This window comes from Streptomyces sp. CA-250714, assembly GCF_050936705.1.
Taxonomy (GTDB): domain Bacteria; phylum Actinomycetota; class Actinomycetes; order Streptomycetales; family Streptomycetaceae; genus Streptomyces.
In genome coordinates this window covers 422,063-437,718 of the sequence record NZ_JBNJMI010000002.1, presented here as the reverse complement: position 1 = coordinate 437,718, position 15,656 = coordinate 422,063, and the positions used below count along the sequence as shown (strand labels likewise).

Below are 15,656 nucleotides of genomic sequence, written 5' to 3'. Positions count from 1 at the left end.
ACCAGGTCGAGCAACTCGCCCACCGCTGCACCGTCGCCGCCCGCGCCCTCACCCGCTCCGCAACCCTGTTGGACCCTCTGTGGAGGGAGAGAGGTAAGCTGTTCTTGAAAACCATGTTCACTTAACATGGCCGCGACGAGGCGCTGGTCGAACTGAGGAGTCCAGGAATGGGCGAAGCGGAGGAAAGGCCGAAGGATCCGGCCGGTGCGGCGGGCATGCGCAGCACGCGGCAGCGGCGGGCTGTGCTCGATGTGCTGGGCCGCTGCCGCGAATTCGTCTCCGCGCAGGAACTCCATGCCCTGATGCTGGACTCCGGCAGCACTGTCGGGCTCACCACCGTCTACCGCACTCTGCGCGAACTCGACCGCGCCGGGCTCGTCGACGTCGTACGCGACGAGGGCGGCGAGCGCCTGTATCTGCACAGGCCGACCGCCGAGCACCGGCACTATCTGATCTGCCGCTGCTGCGGCCGCAGTCAGTCCGTCGACGCGGAGGCCGTCGAGGAGTGGGCGGCCGGCCTCGCGGAGGCGACCGGCTTCACGGAACTGGAGCACACCCTCGAACTGACCGGCGTCTGTGGCCGCTGCCGACCCGGCGCAGACGAACAACCATGCCGCCAGGCCCCTCGCCTCGCCGATCGCCTGCTGAATGCCGGCGGTGGCCAGGGTGCGTGAACGTCGGCATTCAGGCCGTGCCTGACGGGGCGATCTCGGCGATCAGGCGCTCCACGCGGGCTTTGATCTCGTCGCGGATGGGCCGGACGGCCTCGACGCCCTGACCGGCCGGGTCGTCCAGCTGCCAGTCGAGGTAGCGCTTGCCGGGGAAGACGGGGCAGGCGTCGCCGCAGCCCATGGTGATGCACACGTCCGACTCCTGGACGGCGTCGACGGTGAGCAGCTTCGGCACCTCGGCGGAGATGTCGATGCCGACCTCGGCCATCGCCTCGACCGCCGCCGGGTTCACCTCGGCACCCGGCGCGGAGCCGGCGGAGCGGACCTCGACGCGGTCGCCGGCCAGGTGGGCCAGCCAGGCGGCGGCCATCTGCGAGCGACCGGCGTTGTGGACACAGACGAACAGGACGGAAGGCTTGTCCGTGGAAGCGGCCATGGTGATCGCTCTCTTTCGTCAGTACGACTTCGCCGGTACGTCTTCGCCCGTACGACCTTGCCCGTACGACCCCGTCCGTACGACTTGCTCTGTGCGACGGCGTCGTCCGCCGCCGACCTCGACGCCGGTTGGTATCAGTGAGTGGTGATGTGACAATATCAGCGCATGCTGACTTCAGTCGATGCTGACGTGATACGGGTGCTGGCCGACCCGCTCAGGCTTCGGATCGTCTCCTTGCTCGCCCACGAGACCCTGTGCACGACGCACCTGGTCGAGGAGACAGGGGCGCGGCAGACGAATCTTTCCAACCATATGAAGGTGCTGCGGGAGGCCGGTGTGGTGGAGACCGAGCCGTGTGGCCGCTTCACCTACTACAAGCTGCGTCCGCAGGTCCTGGAGTCGCTGGCCGGCGCCTTCACCGCGCTCGCCGAGACCGCCCGCACCACGATCGCCACCGACCGGAAGAGGTCGTGCCCGTGACCAGGACGGAAGCCACGGCACCCGCCGCAGCCGCTGATCCGGCCGAGACCGGGATCGTCCAGAAGCTGTCCACCCTGGACCGCTTCCTGGCGGTATGGATCCTGCTGGCCATGGGCGCCGGCCTGGGACTGGGCAGGCTCGTCCCCGGGCTCGGCGACGCCCTGAGCAAGATCGAGATCGGCGGGATCTCCCTGCCCATCGCGATCGGCCTGCTGGTCATGATGTACCCGGTGCTGGCCAAGGTCCGCTACGACAAGCTGGACGCCGTCACCGGCGACCGGCGGCTGATGGTCTCCTCACTGGTCATCAACTGGGTCGTCGGCCCGGCCGTGATGTTCGCCCTGGCCTGGACCTTCCTCCCCGATCTCCCCGAGTACCGCACCGGGCTGATCATCGTCGGCCTCGCGCGCTGCATCGCCATGGTCATCATCTGGAACGACCTGGCCTACGGCGACCGGGAGGCAGCCGCTGTTCTGGTCGCGCTCAACAGCGTCTTCCAGGTGATCGCGTTCGGTCTCCTCGGCTGGTTCTACCTCGACCTGCTGCCGCAGTGGCTGGGCCTCGGCGACGGGGAAGGACTCGACGTCTCCGTATGGCACATCGCCCTGAATGTGCTGGTCTTCCTCGGTATCCCGCTGCTGGCCGGATTCCTCACCCGGCGCCTGGGCGAGAAGCAGCTGGGCCGTACCGGCTACGAAGAGCGATTCCTGCCGAGGATCGGCCCGTGGGCGCTGTACGGGCTGCTGTTCACGATCGTGGTCCTCTTCGCCCTCCAGGGGAAGACGATCACTTCCCAGCCGCTGGACGTGGTACGGATCGCGCTGCCGCTGCTGGTGTACTTCGCGCTGATGTTCTTCGGCACGTTCGCCCTGGGCAAGGGGCTGGGCCTGGCCTACGACCGTACGGCAACGCTCGCCTTCACCGCGGCGGGCAACAACTTCGAGCTGGCTATCGCCGTGGCCATCGCCACGTTCGGCGTCACCTCAGGCCAGGCTCTTTCCGGCGTCGTCGGCCCGCTGATCGAGGTCCCGGTACTGATCGGTCTCGTCTACGTCGCGCTGGCCTGGCGTGCGCGGTTCACGGGCGCCCGATCCGGCTCCTGACGCCGCGCGACGAACGCGGCCGTGCGGGCGATCAGTTGCCGTAACCCGGCGTCGACCCGGCCGGGCACGCGGACGACGTCGACGGATCGGGGTGGCTCACCATCAGGCGGTTGTCGGGGCAGTCTCTATTTTGACATGAGTCGAAACACTGGGACGGTCTCGATCTCAGAAACTTCACGCAAGATGTGTTAACAAGCCATTGCTCTTCTGCTAACAATGCTTCCCGCGGATGTTCGCGCACGTCGAACCGGCCCAAGGGAAGCACTGTCATGCCATTTCTCCTGTCAGCCAGACCACCGGCGCCGCCGGGACCGAGCCGTCGCGCCGTGTTGCGAGGGGCCGCGGCGGCCGGGACCGCGGGGCTGCTCACCGCCTGTGCGGGTCGTCGGCCGGACGCGGTTCTCGACGCCGACGCCACGCCCTGGAAGCGGTACGCCGGCACCACCTTGAACTTCATCTCCGAGAACACCGCCCCGACCGCCGCGATCGCGGCCGACCTGAAGCCGTTCACCGAGCTGACCGGCATCCGCGTCAACATCGTGACGCTGGAACTGTCGGCGCTGGCGCAGAAGGTCGCCCTCGACTTCGCCTCCGGCAACGGCGAGTACGACGTGATCTACGCGGACCCGTATCTGGTCCTGGCGCCCTACGCGCCGGCCTTCGCCGATCTGCGCCGCTTCCAGGAGGACTCCTCCCTGCCCCGGCTGTCGGGCGGCGGCTTCGGGGACTTCATCTCCACGCATCTGGACGCCGCGGGCCGCTTCGAGGACCGCGGCAAGGTGCTGGCGCTGCCCTACGACTGCCCCACCATGGTGTGGCAGTACCGTGCCGACCTGTTCGCCAAGTACGGCGCACGCATGGCGGACGACCTCGGCTTCGACCCGACACCGTCCGACAACTCGACCTGGGAGCAGTACTACGCGATCGCCGAGTGGTTCAACTCCCATGCGAGGGAGGTGCGTTACGGCACTGGCCACCAGGCCAAGCAGCACGACTCGCTGATGTGCGACTTCTCCAACCTGCTGTGGGCCTACGGCGGCGACTACTTCGCCGACGGTCCACGGGTCGGGCGGCTCGGCACCACCGACCCCGGACGGTGCCTGCTGGGCTCCGAGGAGGCGATCGCGGGTGCCGAGTTCTACCACCGGCTGCTGCGCATCGCCGACCCCGGCTCCCGCACCTGGGACTGGGACGGGCTCGGCGCCGCCTTCCGGGCCGGCCGGATCGCGATGTGCCCCAACTGGCACGAGTACGCCGCCTCCAACGAGGCGGCCCTGCCCGGCAAGGTCGGCTACGCCAGGCTGCCGAAGGGCCCTGCCCGTTCGGCCGGGATGTACGGCGGCACCGGGATCGCCATCTCGGACGTCATCCCCGCCCGGCGACAGCAGGCCGCCTGGCTCTTCCTGAACTGGGCGACCGCGCCCAAGACCCAGGTCTCCAACCTGGCCAGCAAGGTGGGCGGCGGCACCCCGACCCGTACTTCCGTATACGAGCTGCCGAGCGTCGTCGCGGCCGAGCGCCGGCCCTCGAAGATGCCCAACATGCTCTCGGCCCAGGCGGTCACAGCAGCCTGGAAGACCGCGAACATCGGGCTGCGGCCGAAGATCCCGATGTGGGGCGAGTGCGACACCGCCATCTACACACAGCTGTCCGGCATGCTCGCCGGTGACGCCTCACCCGCCGCGGCGATGAAGGCAGCCGCCGGACGTATCGACCGCATCACGGCCCGAGGGTGGGTGAACTGACCGTGTCCTCCACTCCCGCAAAGGCCCATGTGACGGGTCGTCCGGACGCCTCGCGCCGTACGCACCGGCCCGGCGGCTCCGCTCACCGCCCGCGCAACCCGCTGCCCGGCTTCACCGGGCGGATGATGGCGCCCGGGCTGCTGCTGCTCGCCGCGGTGTCGCTGCTGCCGCTCGCAGCAGTGATCGCCATGAGCTTCGCCCGCGTCCACCTGCTGGGCGGCCTGCGCCTCGAAGGCGTCGGCGTGGACAACTGGACGCGCCTGTTCAGCGACCCCGACATGGCCTGGGCGTGGGCGCGCACGGCCGGGTACTTCGTCCTCACGGTGGGCGGCGAAATGGTGCTGGGGACCGCGCTCGCCGTATGTCTGTGGCGACTGCGGCGCGGCCGTAACGCCGCGCTGAGCCTGCTGCTGCTCCCGATGTTCGTCGCGCCGGTCATCGTCGGTCTGCTGGGCCGGTTCCTCACCGACTCCACCTTCGGTCTGTACAGCTGGCTGCTGAGCCAGTTGGGCTATCACGGCGATGTGATGGCCGACAAGACGACCGCGTTCGCCGCCGTGACCCTGATGGACATCTGGGAGTGGACCCCGCTCGTCACCCTGATCGCGCTGGCGGGCCTGACCTCCGTACCGTCCTCGGTGCTGGAGGCCGCGTCCCTCGACGGCGCGGGCCTGCCGCGCATGCTGCGCCACATCGTGCTGCCGTCCATCGCCCCGGTGCTGCTGGTCGCGCTGCTGATCCGCTCGATGGACGCGCTGCGGTACTTCGACATCATCTGGAACACCACAGGCGGCGGTCCCGCGGATGCCACCAAGACGGCGTCGGTCAAGTTGTACGAGACCGCGTTCCGTTTCTTCGACTTCGGCTACGCGGCCGTGACCGGGCTGCTGATGCTGGCCGTCACCACGGTGGTCGCCCGCTACTTCGTCCGCCTTCTCGAACGGAAGGAGCCGGCCCGATGACCACCGCTGCCCCGGCCCCCGCAACCGCCCCCGACGCGCGCCCCGCCGCCGATACGGGAGCCCGCCCCACGAGCCGTGCCCGCGTCTCCGCCATGGGACCGCTGGAACGCGGCACCCGCACCTCTCGCACCGTCGTACGCCTGGCCGTCGCCGTCGCCCTGGTCTGGACGCTCGTCCCGCTCGGCTGGATGCTGCTGTCCTCCGTCAAGCCGACGGCCTCCGTCACCGCGCCCACCCCGGACGTGTGGTTCAGCCCGACGCTGGACAACTACCGCAAGCTGTTCAGCGGCGCCAACAACCTGTGGCCCTACCTCAACCACAGCATCCTGGCCGCCGGCCTCTCCGCGCTGCTGGCCACCGCGCTGGGCGCGCTCGCCGGCTACGGCCTGGCCCGCACCCGGATGCGCGGCAAGCAGCACCTGTCGTTCTGGATCATCTCCACGCGGATGGCGCCGATCGCGGCCGTCGTCCTGCCGATCTTCCTGATCTTCCGTTTCCTCGGGCTGATCGACACCGTGCCGGGACTCGTTCTGGCCTACCTCAGCTTCAACCTGCCATTCGCGATCTGGCTGCTGAGCGCCTTCTTCGCCGAACTGCCCCCGTCCCTGGAGGAGTCGGCGCAGGTCGCGGGGTGCACCCCCTGGCAGGCGTTCCGGTACGTCATCCTGCCGCTGACCCGCCCGGGCCTGGTCACCACCTTCGTGCTGTGCCTGGTCTTCTCCTGGAACGACTACGCCTTCGCGCTCGTGCTCGGCGGGCCGCACACCCAGACCCTGCCCATCGCCGCCAGCCAGCTGGTCACCCAGACCGGCATCGACTGGGGGCAGTTGACCGCCATCGGAACCGTCGTCGTGGTCCCGATGATGCTCGTCGGCCTTGCCGTACGCCGGTGGCTGGTCACCGGCCTGACCATGGGAGCCGTGACCGGAGAATGACCGCTCGGAACACGACCGCTCGGAACACGACCGATCGGAACCTGACTGCAGGAACCGCCACCGCCCTCCCCTCGCACGTCCCCGCCACCATGCGGGCCGCCGTCCTGCGTGGCCCCGGGCAACTGGAGATCCAGGAGCGCCCGGTGCCCGGGCCAGGGCCCGGACAGGTCCTCGTCCGCGTCGAAGCGGTCGGCATCTGCGGCTCCGACGTCCACTACTACCAGCACGGCAGGATCGGCGACTTCGTCGTCCGCGCCCCCATGGTGCTGGGCCACGAGCCCGGCGGCACAGTGGTCGCCCTCGGCCCGGAGACCTCCCGCCACCAGGTCGGGCAACTGGTGTCCCTCGAACCGGGCGTGCCCTGCGCCCGCTGTGCCCAGTGCCGCCGGGGCCGCTACAACCTGTGCCCCGACGTCTCCTTCTACGCCACGCCGCCCGTCGACGGCGCCCTGTGCGAATACGTCGCCGTGGACGAGGACTTCGCCCACCCCGTGCCCGATCCGCTCACCGCCGAGACCGCGGCGCTGCTGGAACCGTTGTCCGTAGGGGTGTGGGCGTCCCGCAAGGGCCGGGTCGGCCCCGGCTCCCGCGTCCTGGTCACAGGCGCCGGCCCCATCGGGCTGGTCGCGGCGCAGACCGCCCGCGCCTTCGGCGCCACGGAGGTCGTCGTCACCGACGTCGCACCCCACCGCCTCGACCTGGCCGGGCAGTTGGGCGCCACCGCCACCGTGGACGTCCGCTCCACACGGCTCGCCGACACCGGGTACGAGCCCGACATCCTGCTGGAGTGCTCCGGTGTCCCCGCCGTCGCGGAGGAGGCGATCCGCGCGGTGGGCCGTGCGGGGCGGGCCGTGCTGGTCGGGATGGGCGGCGACACCATCCCGCTGCCGCTCGCCCATGTGCAAAACTTCGAGATCGAGGTCACCGGCACCTTCCGCTACGCCAACACCTGGCCGACCGCCATCGCGCTGGCCGCCTCGGGCGAAGTGGAGCTGGACCGGCTGATCACGCACCGATACGGGCTGGAGGCGGCGGAGGACTCCCTCACCGCCGCCGCCCGGGACCGTACGACGGTCAAACCCCTAGTGTGTCCGCAGCCGAGTTGACGACAAACCAGCGGTCGCAGCGGCGAGCGGACGGGAAGGAGCGCCACGTGCCGGCCAGGCCACGGCTGTCCCAGGCCGCCGTCGAGCAGCGCCGACAGGACGTCCTGAAGTTCGTCGCCGAACACGGTGAGACCCGTATCGACGACCTGGCCGCCCGGTTCGACGTCAGCCTCATGACCATGCACCGGGACCTCGACGACCTGGCCGCCCGCCACCTGCTGCAAAAGGCGCGCGGGCGGGCCGTGGCCTTCCCCGCCCTCACCATGGAGACCGCCACCCGCTTCCGGGAGGGCACGCACCTCGCCACCAAGACCGCCATGTGCGCCGCCGCGGCGACCCGGATCACGCCCGGCAGCACGCTGCTGATCGACGACTCCACCACCCTCTTCCCGCTGGCCGACATGCTGGCCGGGATCGATCAGCTCACCGTCGTCACCAACTCCGTCGGCCTCGCCCAGCGCCTCGGTGCCGCACCCGAGGTGACCGTCACCCTGCTCGGCGGCCACTACCACGGCGAGTTCAACTCCTGCACCGGTCCTGACGTCATCCGTGCGCTCGCCCGCCTCCACGCCGACCTGGCGCTGATGTCGGCCACTGCCGTGCGGGAAGGCCGGCTCTTCCACCCGCTGCGTGCGTACGCCGAGGTCAAGGAGGCCATGCTCGCCGCCGCCGGTACGGCCCTGCTGCTGGCCGACCACTCCAAGTTCGGCAAGACCGCCACGTATGCCTACGGCACCGCCGCGCTCTATCAACGGGTCGTCACCGACGACGCCACACCTGCTGAGGAGCTTGCCGCTCTGCGTGCCCTCGGCGTCGCTGTGGAGACCGTCGACGCCGGCCCGGGGTGAGGCTCGCCGTTCTTCCGGTCAGGGGGTGCCCCTGCCCGTCGCTTGCGGGGTGCGGGTGGTCCCCCAAGCTCTTCGAGCAGGGAGGTACCCCCATGGCTTGTCGCGCAGTTCCCCCACGCCCCTGACGGGGCGCGGTCCTCCGATTCAGCGAGCCGCGCGGTCAATGGTGGGAAAATCCGCGAATCGGGATATGTCATATCTAAGGTGGGGTCAGCATTCCACTGCCTACCGAGGCCAGGCCGTATGCACACGAGCGTCCACGACGGTGAAGACCTGGAGCCGCAGTACCCCGTGCGCACGCGGACGGCGGGAGCACCGCGGATCGCCGGGACGGCACTGGCCGTACCCCCGCACCGCTATCCGCAGGCGGAGATCACCGAGGCGTTCGCGGACGTGTGCCTGGAGGAGCTGCCCGTAGCGCGCCGCATGCTCGCCCAGATCTCCCGGAACGCGGGCGTGGGCATGCGGAACATGGCGCTGCCGTTGGAGAAGTACCTGGACCTCGCCGGGTTCACCGAGGCCAACCAGGCGTGGCAGACCATCGCACTCGACCTGGGCGAACAGGCATTCCGCGAGGCCCTGCAGGCGGCGGGGGTGGCTCCGGAAGAAGTCGATCTGGTGGTCAGTACGACGGTTACCGGTCTCGCCGTCCCCTCGCTGGAAGCCCGGCTGGCGGGGCGGCTCGGACTGCGGGAGGACGTCAAGCGGCTGCCGCTGTTCGGTCTGGGGTGCGCGGCGGGCGCGGCCGGTGTGGCCCGGCTCCACGACCATCTACGCGCCTACCCGGACCAGGTCGCGGTGCTGTTGGCCGTCGAACTGTGCTCGCTCACCGTGCAACGCGGCGACCCCGCGCCGGCGAACCTGGTGGCGATCAGTCTGTTCGGGGACGGCGCCGCCGCCGTCGTCGCCACCGGGGCCGAACGGGAGCCGCAGCGCCCCGGCCCCGCGGTGCTCGCGGCACGCAGCAGGCTCTACCCCGGGACGAGCTCGGTCATGGGGTGGGAGATCGGCACCACCGGATTCGAGTTCGTCCTCTCGCCGGACGTGGCGGCGCTCGCCGAGCGCGAACTTCCGGCCGATGTGGAGGGCTTCCTCGCCGAGCACGGGCTACGGACCACGGACGTGGCGGCGTGGGTCTGCCACCCCGGTGGGCCGAAGGTGATCGAGGCGGTCGAGCGCGGGCTCGGGCTGCCGGCCGACGCGCTGGCGAACACCCGGCGCTCCCTGGCCGATCAGGGCAACCTCTCCTCCGTCTCGGTGCTCGACGTACTCCGCCGGACGCTGGCCGAGCCCCCGCCACCCGGCGCCACCGGCCTGCTCACCGCGATGGGCCCCGGGTTCGCCAGTGAACTGGTGCTGCTGCGCTGGTGACGGACGCGCTGTCGGCTCACCCCAACCGAGAGAAGGTGCCTATGTCCCTCTGCCCCACCGAGCTGGAGAACCGGCTGCGCGCACTCCTGTCCGAGCAGCTCGCCGTGGCCCCCGAGGAGATCTCTCCCGAGCGCACCTTCCGGGAGCTGGAAGTGGACTCGCTGGCGCTGCTGGAACTGCTCGTGACGGTCGAGAACGACCTGGGGCTCGAACGCCCCGCCGACCTCCGCGACATCGACCAGGACGCCACACTCGCCGAGGCCGCCCGGACGCTGGAGAGGGCGGTGCGCGAGGCCGCCGAGCCCGCCACCGAGGTCTCTCTGTCGTCCACTCCCTCGCGCCCCGAAGGCCGGCATGCACCGCACTGAGGTCGCCGTCACCGGACTCGGGCTGGTCACGGCGGCAGGCGGCGGCCCGGGGGAGTTCTGGGACCGGCTGTGCACGGGGCGCCCCACCGCAGCCCCCGACCCGCTGCTTACCGCGCTCCGGTGCAGCTACTCCTGCCAGGCCGCCGGGTTCGAGCCGGAGAAGGAGCTCGGTGGGCGCCTGAGCCGACGGCTTCACCGCTTCGCGCAACTGGCGCTGGTCGCCGCACGTCGGGCGGTCGTGGACGCCGAGCTGGATCCGGCGGACGCCCGCGCCGAGCGGGTCGGTGTCGTGCTGGGCGTTGGGAGCAACAGCCTCCAGGGCTACGGGCAGGAGTACGCGCACCTGGCGCGGGGCCATGCGCACCGGGTCTCGCCCGCCGCACTGCCGCGCAGCGTGCCCAACATGGCCGCCGGTGAGATCGCCATCGATCTGGGCGTACGCGGCCCCAACTTCGTGACGAGCAGCGCCTGCGCCTCCGGCGCCACAGCTCTCGGGGTGGCCCGCGACCTGGTGCGCTCGGGCAGCTGCGACGTGGTGCTCGCCGGCGGCAGCGAGTCGGGACGGGACCCGATGACCGCGACCGGATTCGGTCAACTCGGTGTGCTGTCCGCCGCCGCCTCCGGGGAGGGACCGACGTCGTGCGCGTTCGCCCGCGACCGGGACGGTTTCGTCCTGGGCGAGGGCGCGGCCGTCCTCGTCCTGGAGTCGGCGGCGCACGCCCGGCGCCGGCAGGCACCCGTACGCGCCTGGTTGCGCGGCTACGGCGCCTCCGCCGACGCCCACCATCCGACCGCGCCCCATCCCCGGGGCCAGGGTGCGGAGGACGCGGTGCGCGCGGCGCTGGCCGATGCGGGCTGCCCGGCCAGGGAGGTGGGCCATGTGAACGCACACGGCACGGGCACGGTGGAGGGGGACCGGGTGGAGGCCGCGGTCCTGGACCGGGTCTTCGGCGACGCGGCTCCGCCCGTGGTGGCGGTCAAGGGCCTCACCGGGCACGCGCTGGGCGCCTCGGGCGCCATCGAGGCGGCCGCGACGGTGCTCGCTCTGCAACACCAGCGCCTGCCTCCGGCCGCGGAGATCTTCGACGCGGACCCGGAACTGGGCGTGGACCTGGTGGTTCACCGGCCGCGTGCGGTGGCCGCGCAGACCGCGCTGACCTGCTCGTTCGGCTTCGGCGGCCAGAATGCGGCACTGCTGTTCACGGCGGCCTGAGTCGCACTGCGACCGCGGCTCCACCGGAGCGCGACCGTCCGGAGCGCTGCCTCCCGGGACCGGCGGTCACGGCACGGGCCCGCACCGCGCGGCCTGGCCTCGCGTGCCATGCCGCCGACCGGCTGACCGCCCCCGCCCGGGCGCTGCCCTGGCACGCTGCTCGTCCCCTGCCGCCGGGAGGTCCACGCCATGACCGGTGCTGTCAGGAGGTCCACGCCATGACCGGTGTCGCGAACGGGGGCTCCGCCGCGTTCCTCGTCGCTCCGTGGCATCTCGCGCTCGTGTGCGGCGTGGCCGTGGAACGGCTGGCGGAACTGCTGGTCTCGGTGCGGCACGCGCGCTGGGCCCGTGCAAGGGGAGGGGTGGAGCGCGGGCGGCGGCACTACCGGGTCATGGTCGTGGTGCACGCCGGGCTGCTGGCCGGGGCGGTCGTCGAAACCGGCCTCTGCGACCGCCCGTTCGTACCCGCTCTGGGGTGGCCGGCGTTGGCCGTGACAGCGGTCGCACAGGTGCTGCGCTGGTGGTGTGTGAGGTCGCTGGGGCCGTGCTGGAACACCCGCGTCATCGTCGTCCCCGGACTGGCGCTGAGCACCCGCGGCCCGTACAGATGGCTGCGCCACCCGAACTACCTCGTCGTGGCCGTCGAAGGGATCGCGCTCCCGCTGGTCCACTCGGCCTGGCTGACCGCGCTGGCCTTCACCGTGGTCAACGCCGCGGTGCTGACGGTGCGGCTCCGGGTGGAGAACGCCGCCCTGGAGCTCGCGCGGTGAGCGGTACGTTCGACTGCGACGTGCTCGTCGCCGGTGGCGGCCCGGCGGGGCTGGCCACCGCCGTCCACGCCGCTCGCGCGGGGCTGTCCGTGCTGATCTGCGAACCCCGGGCCGCACCGGTGGACAAGGCGTGCGGCGAGGGTCTGCTGCCCGGCGGCGTACGACGGCTGGCCGCGCTGGGGGTACGGCCCCACGGAATGCCGCTGGCCGGGATCGAGTACCGCGACCTGGCCGGCCGGTCGGCGCGGGCCGAATTCGAGGGAGACACCTCCGGGGCGCCGGCCGGACTGGGCGTCCGCCGCACCGAGTTGCACAGTGCGCTGACGGCAGCGGCCCGCGCTGCGGGGGCCGTCTGGTCCAGGACGCGGGTGACCGCGGTCGCCCAGGACGGACAGGGCGTCAGCGCGGCGGGCGTACGGGCACGCTGGCTCGTCGCGGCCGACGGGCTGCACTCGCCGGTGCGCAGGGCGCTGGGCATCCCCGTCCGGCACGGATCCAGCCGCCGTTTCGGTGTGCGCCGGCACTGGCGGGTGGCGCCCTGGACGGACGCCGTGGAGGTGACCTGGGCGCCCGCAGCCGAGGCGTATGTGACCCCCGTCGGCCCGGAACTGGTGGGCGTCGCGGTGCTCTACCGCCCCGATCGGCCACGCCGTGCCGGTCGGTCGGTGCGCGCGGGGGCCGACACCTACGCCGGGCTCCTGCGCTGCTTTCCCGAGCTGGCCGCCCGCCTCGCCCCGGCTGTCGCGGCCTCCCCGGTGCGCGGGGCAGGCCCGCTACGGCAGTACCCACGGCAGCGCGTCATGGGGCGCGTGCTGCTGGTGGGGGATGCCGCCGGGTATGAGGACGCCCTCACCGGCGAGGGGGTGGGACTGGCGTTGGCCCAGGCCGAGGCGGCCGTGGCGGCACTGCTCGCCGAGGACCCGTACCGCTACGAGCGGCAGTGGCACCAACTGACCCGCAGCGCCCGGCTGCTGACCCGGGCACTGGTCGCCGGCACCTCACGCACCGCGCTGCGGCCCCTGCTGCTGCCCGGTTGCACCGCGCTGCCCGGGCTCTTCAGCGGCGTCGTGAGGCAACTCGCCCGATGAGGAGAGAGGGAGGGTCCCATGCGGATCGCGGTGCACGGTGAGACGTGGCAGGAACGGCTGGCCCTGCGCTGCCGGATCGCGCCGATGCCGGCCTTCGAGTCGATGGGCGGCATGGCGCTGTCCGGGGTGCTGGTCGCCTCGGCCCGGCTCGGCCTGGTCGAGCAGCTGGCCCGACGGCCCGCGGACGCCGGGGAGTTGGCGACTGCGCTGTCCCTGCGCCCGGAGACGGTCCGGCTGTTGCTGGAGTCCCTGCATGCGTTGGGGTACGTGCGGCTCCGCCGGGGGCGGTACCGGCCCACCCGGCGGGCCCGGCGCTGGCTGCTGCCGGGCTCCCCTTCCTCCGTCAGCCACTTCGTCGCCAGCCACCAGGACTACTGGGCGTGGTGGAGTTCGCTCTCCGACACCGCCAGGGGCGGCGCTCCGGCCGACCACCACACCCGGCCGGCAGCGGACCCGTACTGGCGGGAGTACATCACCGGGCAGTACGAACTGGCCCGCTTCAGCGCACCGGAGCTGGTCAGGGCGCTGGATGTGCCGAAGGGCGCACGGTGGGTGCTGGACGTCGGAGGCGGGCACGGCTGGTTCGCCGCCGAGCTGTGCCGCAGACACCCGCCGCTGCGGGCGACCGTCGTCGACCTGCCCGGCAGTGTGGCCGTGGGCCGGGACATCATCGCCGGTGCGGGGTACGGACATCTCGTGCAGCACCGTGCGCAGGATGTCCGTACGGCGGACCTGGGCAGCGGATACGACATGGCGCTCTGCCTCAACCTCGTGCACCACCTGCGCGAGCACGAGGCAGCCGCGCTCTTCCGGCGGCTGCACGCCGCCCTGCGGCCCGGCGGCACCCTCGCCGTCCTGGACCTGCTGGCCTCCCCGGCCCGGCGACGTCGGCCCACTGCCACCGCCAGCTGCCTCGGCCTGCTGTTCCACCTCAGCTCGGGCGCCGCCGTCTACACCGACGAGCAACTGCTGGCCTGGCTCACTGCGGCCGGCTTCACCACACCCCGCCGGACCCGACTGCGCCGCATCCCCGGTCAGTGGCTCTACCAGGTCACCGCCGGGGACTGAGGGCACCTCCCGTTCAGGGGCAGGAAATATTGAAGGTATTGCTCCACAAGAATCCCGTGAGATCAACGCTGGGCGGGACCACTCGGCCATCCGTCGCACTGAAGTGCAGCGTGAGCCCAGATACGCAGGGAATTGACTGACTTGCTGTCAATTTCCCCGCTGAGTCGGCGCTCTTGTGAAAATTTGTCTCCTGCAAGTCATCGTCCACGACTCTTACTCTGACGTCGCGGTCCGGCGCGAACCCGTCTCCCTCCACGGTGAAGACAGCGCCGGCACCGGACCCTTCGCTCCGTACCGTGATGTGCGGTGGGGTCGGTGATTCCGGCACCGGTGGCGGTGGTGGCTCTTCCTCGGGCCGGTCGAAATGCAGACTGTCGAGCAGTCCGATGAGGGATCTCATGGAGATGGGCGCCCTCAGGTCGAGGGCGCGTGCCATCATGCGAACATTTCCGTCCGGGCGGAACTGGGGCAGCACGCCTCTGTCGCGAGCACTGTGAATGGCAATGCGCAGCCCAGGCATGTTGGTGTCCTTTCCGCTGAGAGTTCAGCAGCCCTGCTGTGAAGGGGTTCGGCGGCCTTGGCGGCGGATCACGCCAAGCCGACGAGGGCCAGCACCAGACCTGTGCCCGAATCCAGCGGAGTCAGCGCCTTCCCGAGAACCGCGCCGAAGGCCGCGTCGCGGTCGACCGCGGCCATCGCATGGCCAGGAGTCGAGGAGGTGGTGAGCAGGTCTCCGACTCTGATGGGCCGGTCGCACGCCTCCGACCGGCACCACACCTTGCCCACGACAGCGATCTCCCGCCGCTGAGCGCCTTCGCGTACGTCTCCGTGCCGGTCGAGAACGAGCGCCGGCACACGGTCGCCCGCACCGGAGACCACACCGGCTACACATGAGTCGTAGCCCTGTGTGCATGGCGCGAGAGCGCCCTCGTCATCGAGGACGACGACCGTCCCCGGAGCGACATCGTCGACAGTGTCAGGTGACCGGGCCACGTCGAACTGCTCGGCCACGTCCCCTCCTGTCAGGATGAGGTCGCCCGTGACCTCCACGTTCCCCTCGAAAAAGCCCGCCGGTGCGCCCTTTCCGAAAACTCCGGGGCCTTTGCCGGAGAGGTGGACGCCGATGACTGCCGCTTTTCCGGGGCCGTTGGCGTGGCCCTTCACTCCGTCCCCGCCGTCCTTGCCCTCTCCCAGCACGCCGGAAGCTCCGGCGGTCGACGGTGCCAGGGTCTCCCCGTAGACGCCGATCCAGGTCTGGCCCACGCCTTGGACCCCGACGTTGCCCGTGCCGTTGACTCCGGCCCCGCCCGTCGTGCTCGTGCTGATTCCTGTCACGCCGTGCCAGGATTTGCCATCTCCCCGGAGGCCGACCGCCTCGCCCTTGGCGAAGACGGCGATGGAATTCACACCGTGCGCCACGCCCTCAATGGCTGTTTCCTCCGGCTGCGCGGGGTCGTTCACTTCATTCCGAAACGTGGGCATGCGTGGGCTC

General features: G+C 71.2%; 16 protein-coding genes. 14 read left to right on the top strand and 2 right to left on the bottom strand.

The annotated features are described in order from the left end of the window. Positions 1-167 precede the first annotated feature (167 nt). Complete coding sequence (locus ACQEU8_RS20835; protein ID WP_433103237.1) at positions 168-674, top strand: Fur family transcriptional regulator; 507 nt, start codon at positions 168-170, stop codon at positions 672-674. A 10-nt stretch (positions 675-684) separates the two neighbouring features. Here ACQEU8_RS20835 and ACQEU8_RS20830 read toward each other — a convergent pair whose 3' ends face one another. Next, entirely contained in the window at positions 685-1,107 is a 423-nt protein-coding gene (locus tag ACQEU8_RS20830; RefSeq protein WP_433103235.1) for an arsenate reductase ArsC, read from the bottom strand. Positions 1,108-1,272: 165 nt separating this feature from the next. Here ACQEU8_RS20830 and ACQEU8_RS20825 point away from each other — a divergent pair, with 165 nt between their 5' ends. The 13 genes from ACQEU8_RS20825 to ACQEU8_RS20765 all read left to right on the top strand — a co-directional run bounded on the left by ACQEU8_RS20825 (position 1,273) and on the right by ACQEU8_RS20765 (position 14,164). Next, complete coding sequence (locus ACQEU8_RS20825) at positions 1,273-1,587, top strand: ArsR/SmtB family transcription factor (RefSeq protein WP_433103233.1); 315 nt, start codon at positions 1,273-1,275, stop codon at positions 1,585-1,587. After that, a complete protein-coding gene (arsB, locus tag ACQEU8_RS20820) occupies positions 1,584-2,690 on the top strand; it encodes an ACR3 family arsenite efflux transporter (protein ID WP_433103231.1) in 1,107 nt (368 codons plus the stop codon). Before ACQEU8_RS20825 ends, arsB begins: the two co-directional genes overlap by 4 nt. 269 nt (positions 2,691-2,959) lie before the next feature. Continuing rightward, positions 2,960-4,435: an extracellular solute-binding protein gene (locus ACQEU8_RS20815; RefSeq protein ID WP_433103229.1), complete on the top strand. Its 1,476-nt coding sequence runs from the start codon at positions 2,960-2,962 to the stop codon at positions 4,433-4,435. Positions 4,436-4,437: 2 nt separating this feature from the next. Continuing rightward, entirely contained in the window at positions 4,438-5,397 is a 960-nt protein-coding gene (locus ACQEU8_RS20810) for a carbohydrate ABC transporter permease (RefSeq protein WP_433103227.1), read from the top strand. Further along, positions 5,394-6,332, top strand: coding sequence for a carbohydrate ABC transporter permease (locus ACQEU8_RS20805; protein ID WP_433103225.1), 939 nt, complete (start codon positions 5,394-5,396; stop codon positions 6,330-6,332). Before ACQEU8_RS20810 ends, ACQEU8_RS20805 begins: the two co-directional genes overlap by 4 nt. Further along, entirely contained in the window at positions 6,329-7,438 is a 1,110-nt protein-coding gene (locus ACQEU8_RS20800) for an NAD(P)-dependent alcohol dehydrogenase (RefSeq protein ID WP_433103223.1), read from the top strand. The genes ACQEU8_RS20805 and ACQEU8_RS20800 overlap by 4 nt, the downstream gene beginning before the upstream one ends. Before the next feature lie 47 nt (positions 7,439-7,485). Further along, entirely contained in the window at positions 7,486-8,286 is an 801-nt protein-coding gene (locus ACQEU8_RS20795) for a DeoR/GlpR family DNA-binding transcription regulator (protein WP_433103221.1), read from the top strand. A 243-nt stretch (positions 8,287-8,529) separates the two neighbouring features. Next, the gene (locus ACQEU8_RS20790) at positions 8,530-9,657 is read left to right on the top strand and encodes a type III polyketide synthase (protein ID WP_433103219.1); all 1,128 of its coding nucleotides are present in this window, start codon (positions 8,530-8,532) and stop codon (positions 9,655-9,657) included. A gap of 41 nt (positions 9,658-9,698) precedes the next feature. Continuing rightward, on the top strand, positions 9,699-10,025 hold the full coding sequence (locus tag ACQEU8_RS20785; protein ID WP_433103217.1) for an acyl carrier protein: 327 nt from the start codon (positions 9,699-9,701) through the stop codon (positions 10,023-10,025). Beyond that, entirely contained in the window at positions 10,012-11,238 is a 1,227-nt protein-coding gene (locus tag ACQEU8_RS20780; protein ID WP_433103215.1) for a beta-ketoacyl-[acyl-carrier-protein] synthase family protein, read from the top strand. The genes ACQEU8_RS20785 and ACQEU8_RS20780 overlap by 14 nt, the downstream gene beginning before the upstream one ends. Before the next feature lie 218 nt (positions 11,239-11,456). Continuing rightward, positions 11,457-12,008, top strand: coding sequence for an isoprenylcysteine carboxyl methyltransferase family protein (locus ACQEU8_RS20775; protein ID WP_433103213.1), 552 nt, complete (start codon positions 11,457-11,459; stop codon positions 12,006-12,008). Then, on the top strand, positions 12,005-13,096 hold the full coding sequence (locus ACQEU8_RS20770; protein WP_433103211.1) for an NAD(P)/FAD-dependent oxidoreductase: 1,092 nt from the start codon (positions 12,005-12,007) through the stop codon (positions 13,094-13,096). The genes ACQEU8_RS20775 and ACQEU8_RS20770 overlap by 4 nt, the downstream gene beginning before the upstream one ends. Positions 13,097-13,114: 18 nt before the next feature. Next, complete coding sequence (locus ACQEU8_RS20765; RefSeq protein ID WP_433103209.1) at positions 13,115-14,164, top strand: SAM-dependent methyltransferase; 1,050 nt, start codon at positions 13,115-13,117, stop codon at positions 14,162-14,164. Positions 14,165-14,752: 588 nt separating this feature from the next. On the opposite strand, the gene ACQEU8_RS20760 is transcribed toward ACQEU8_RS20765, so the two are convergent. Then, positions 14,753-15,646 (bottom strand): hypothetical protein, encoded by an 894-nt coding sequence (locus tag ACQEU8_RS20760; RefSeq protein ID WP_433103207.1) that lies wholly within the window; start codon positions 15,644-15,646, stop codon positions 14,753-14,755. Positions 15,647-15,656: the final 10 nt, after the last annotated feature.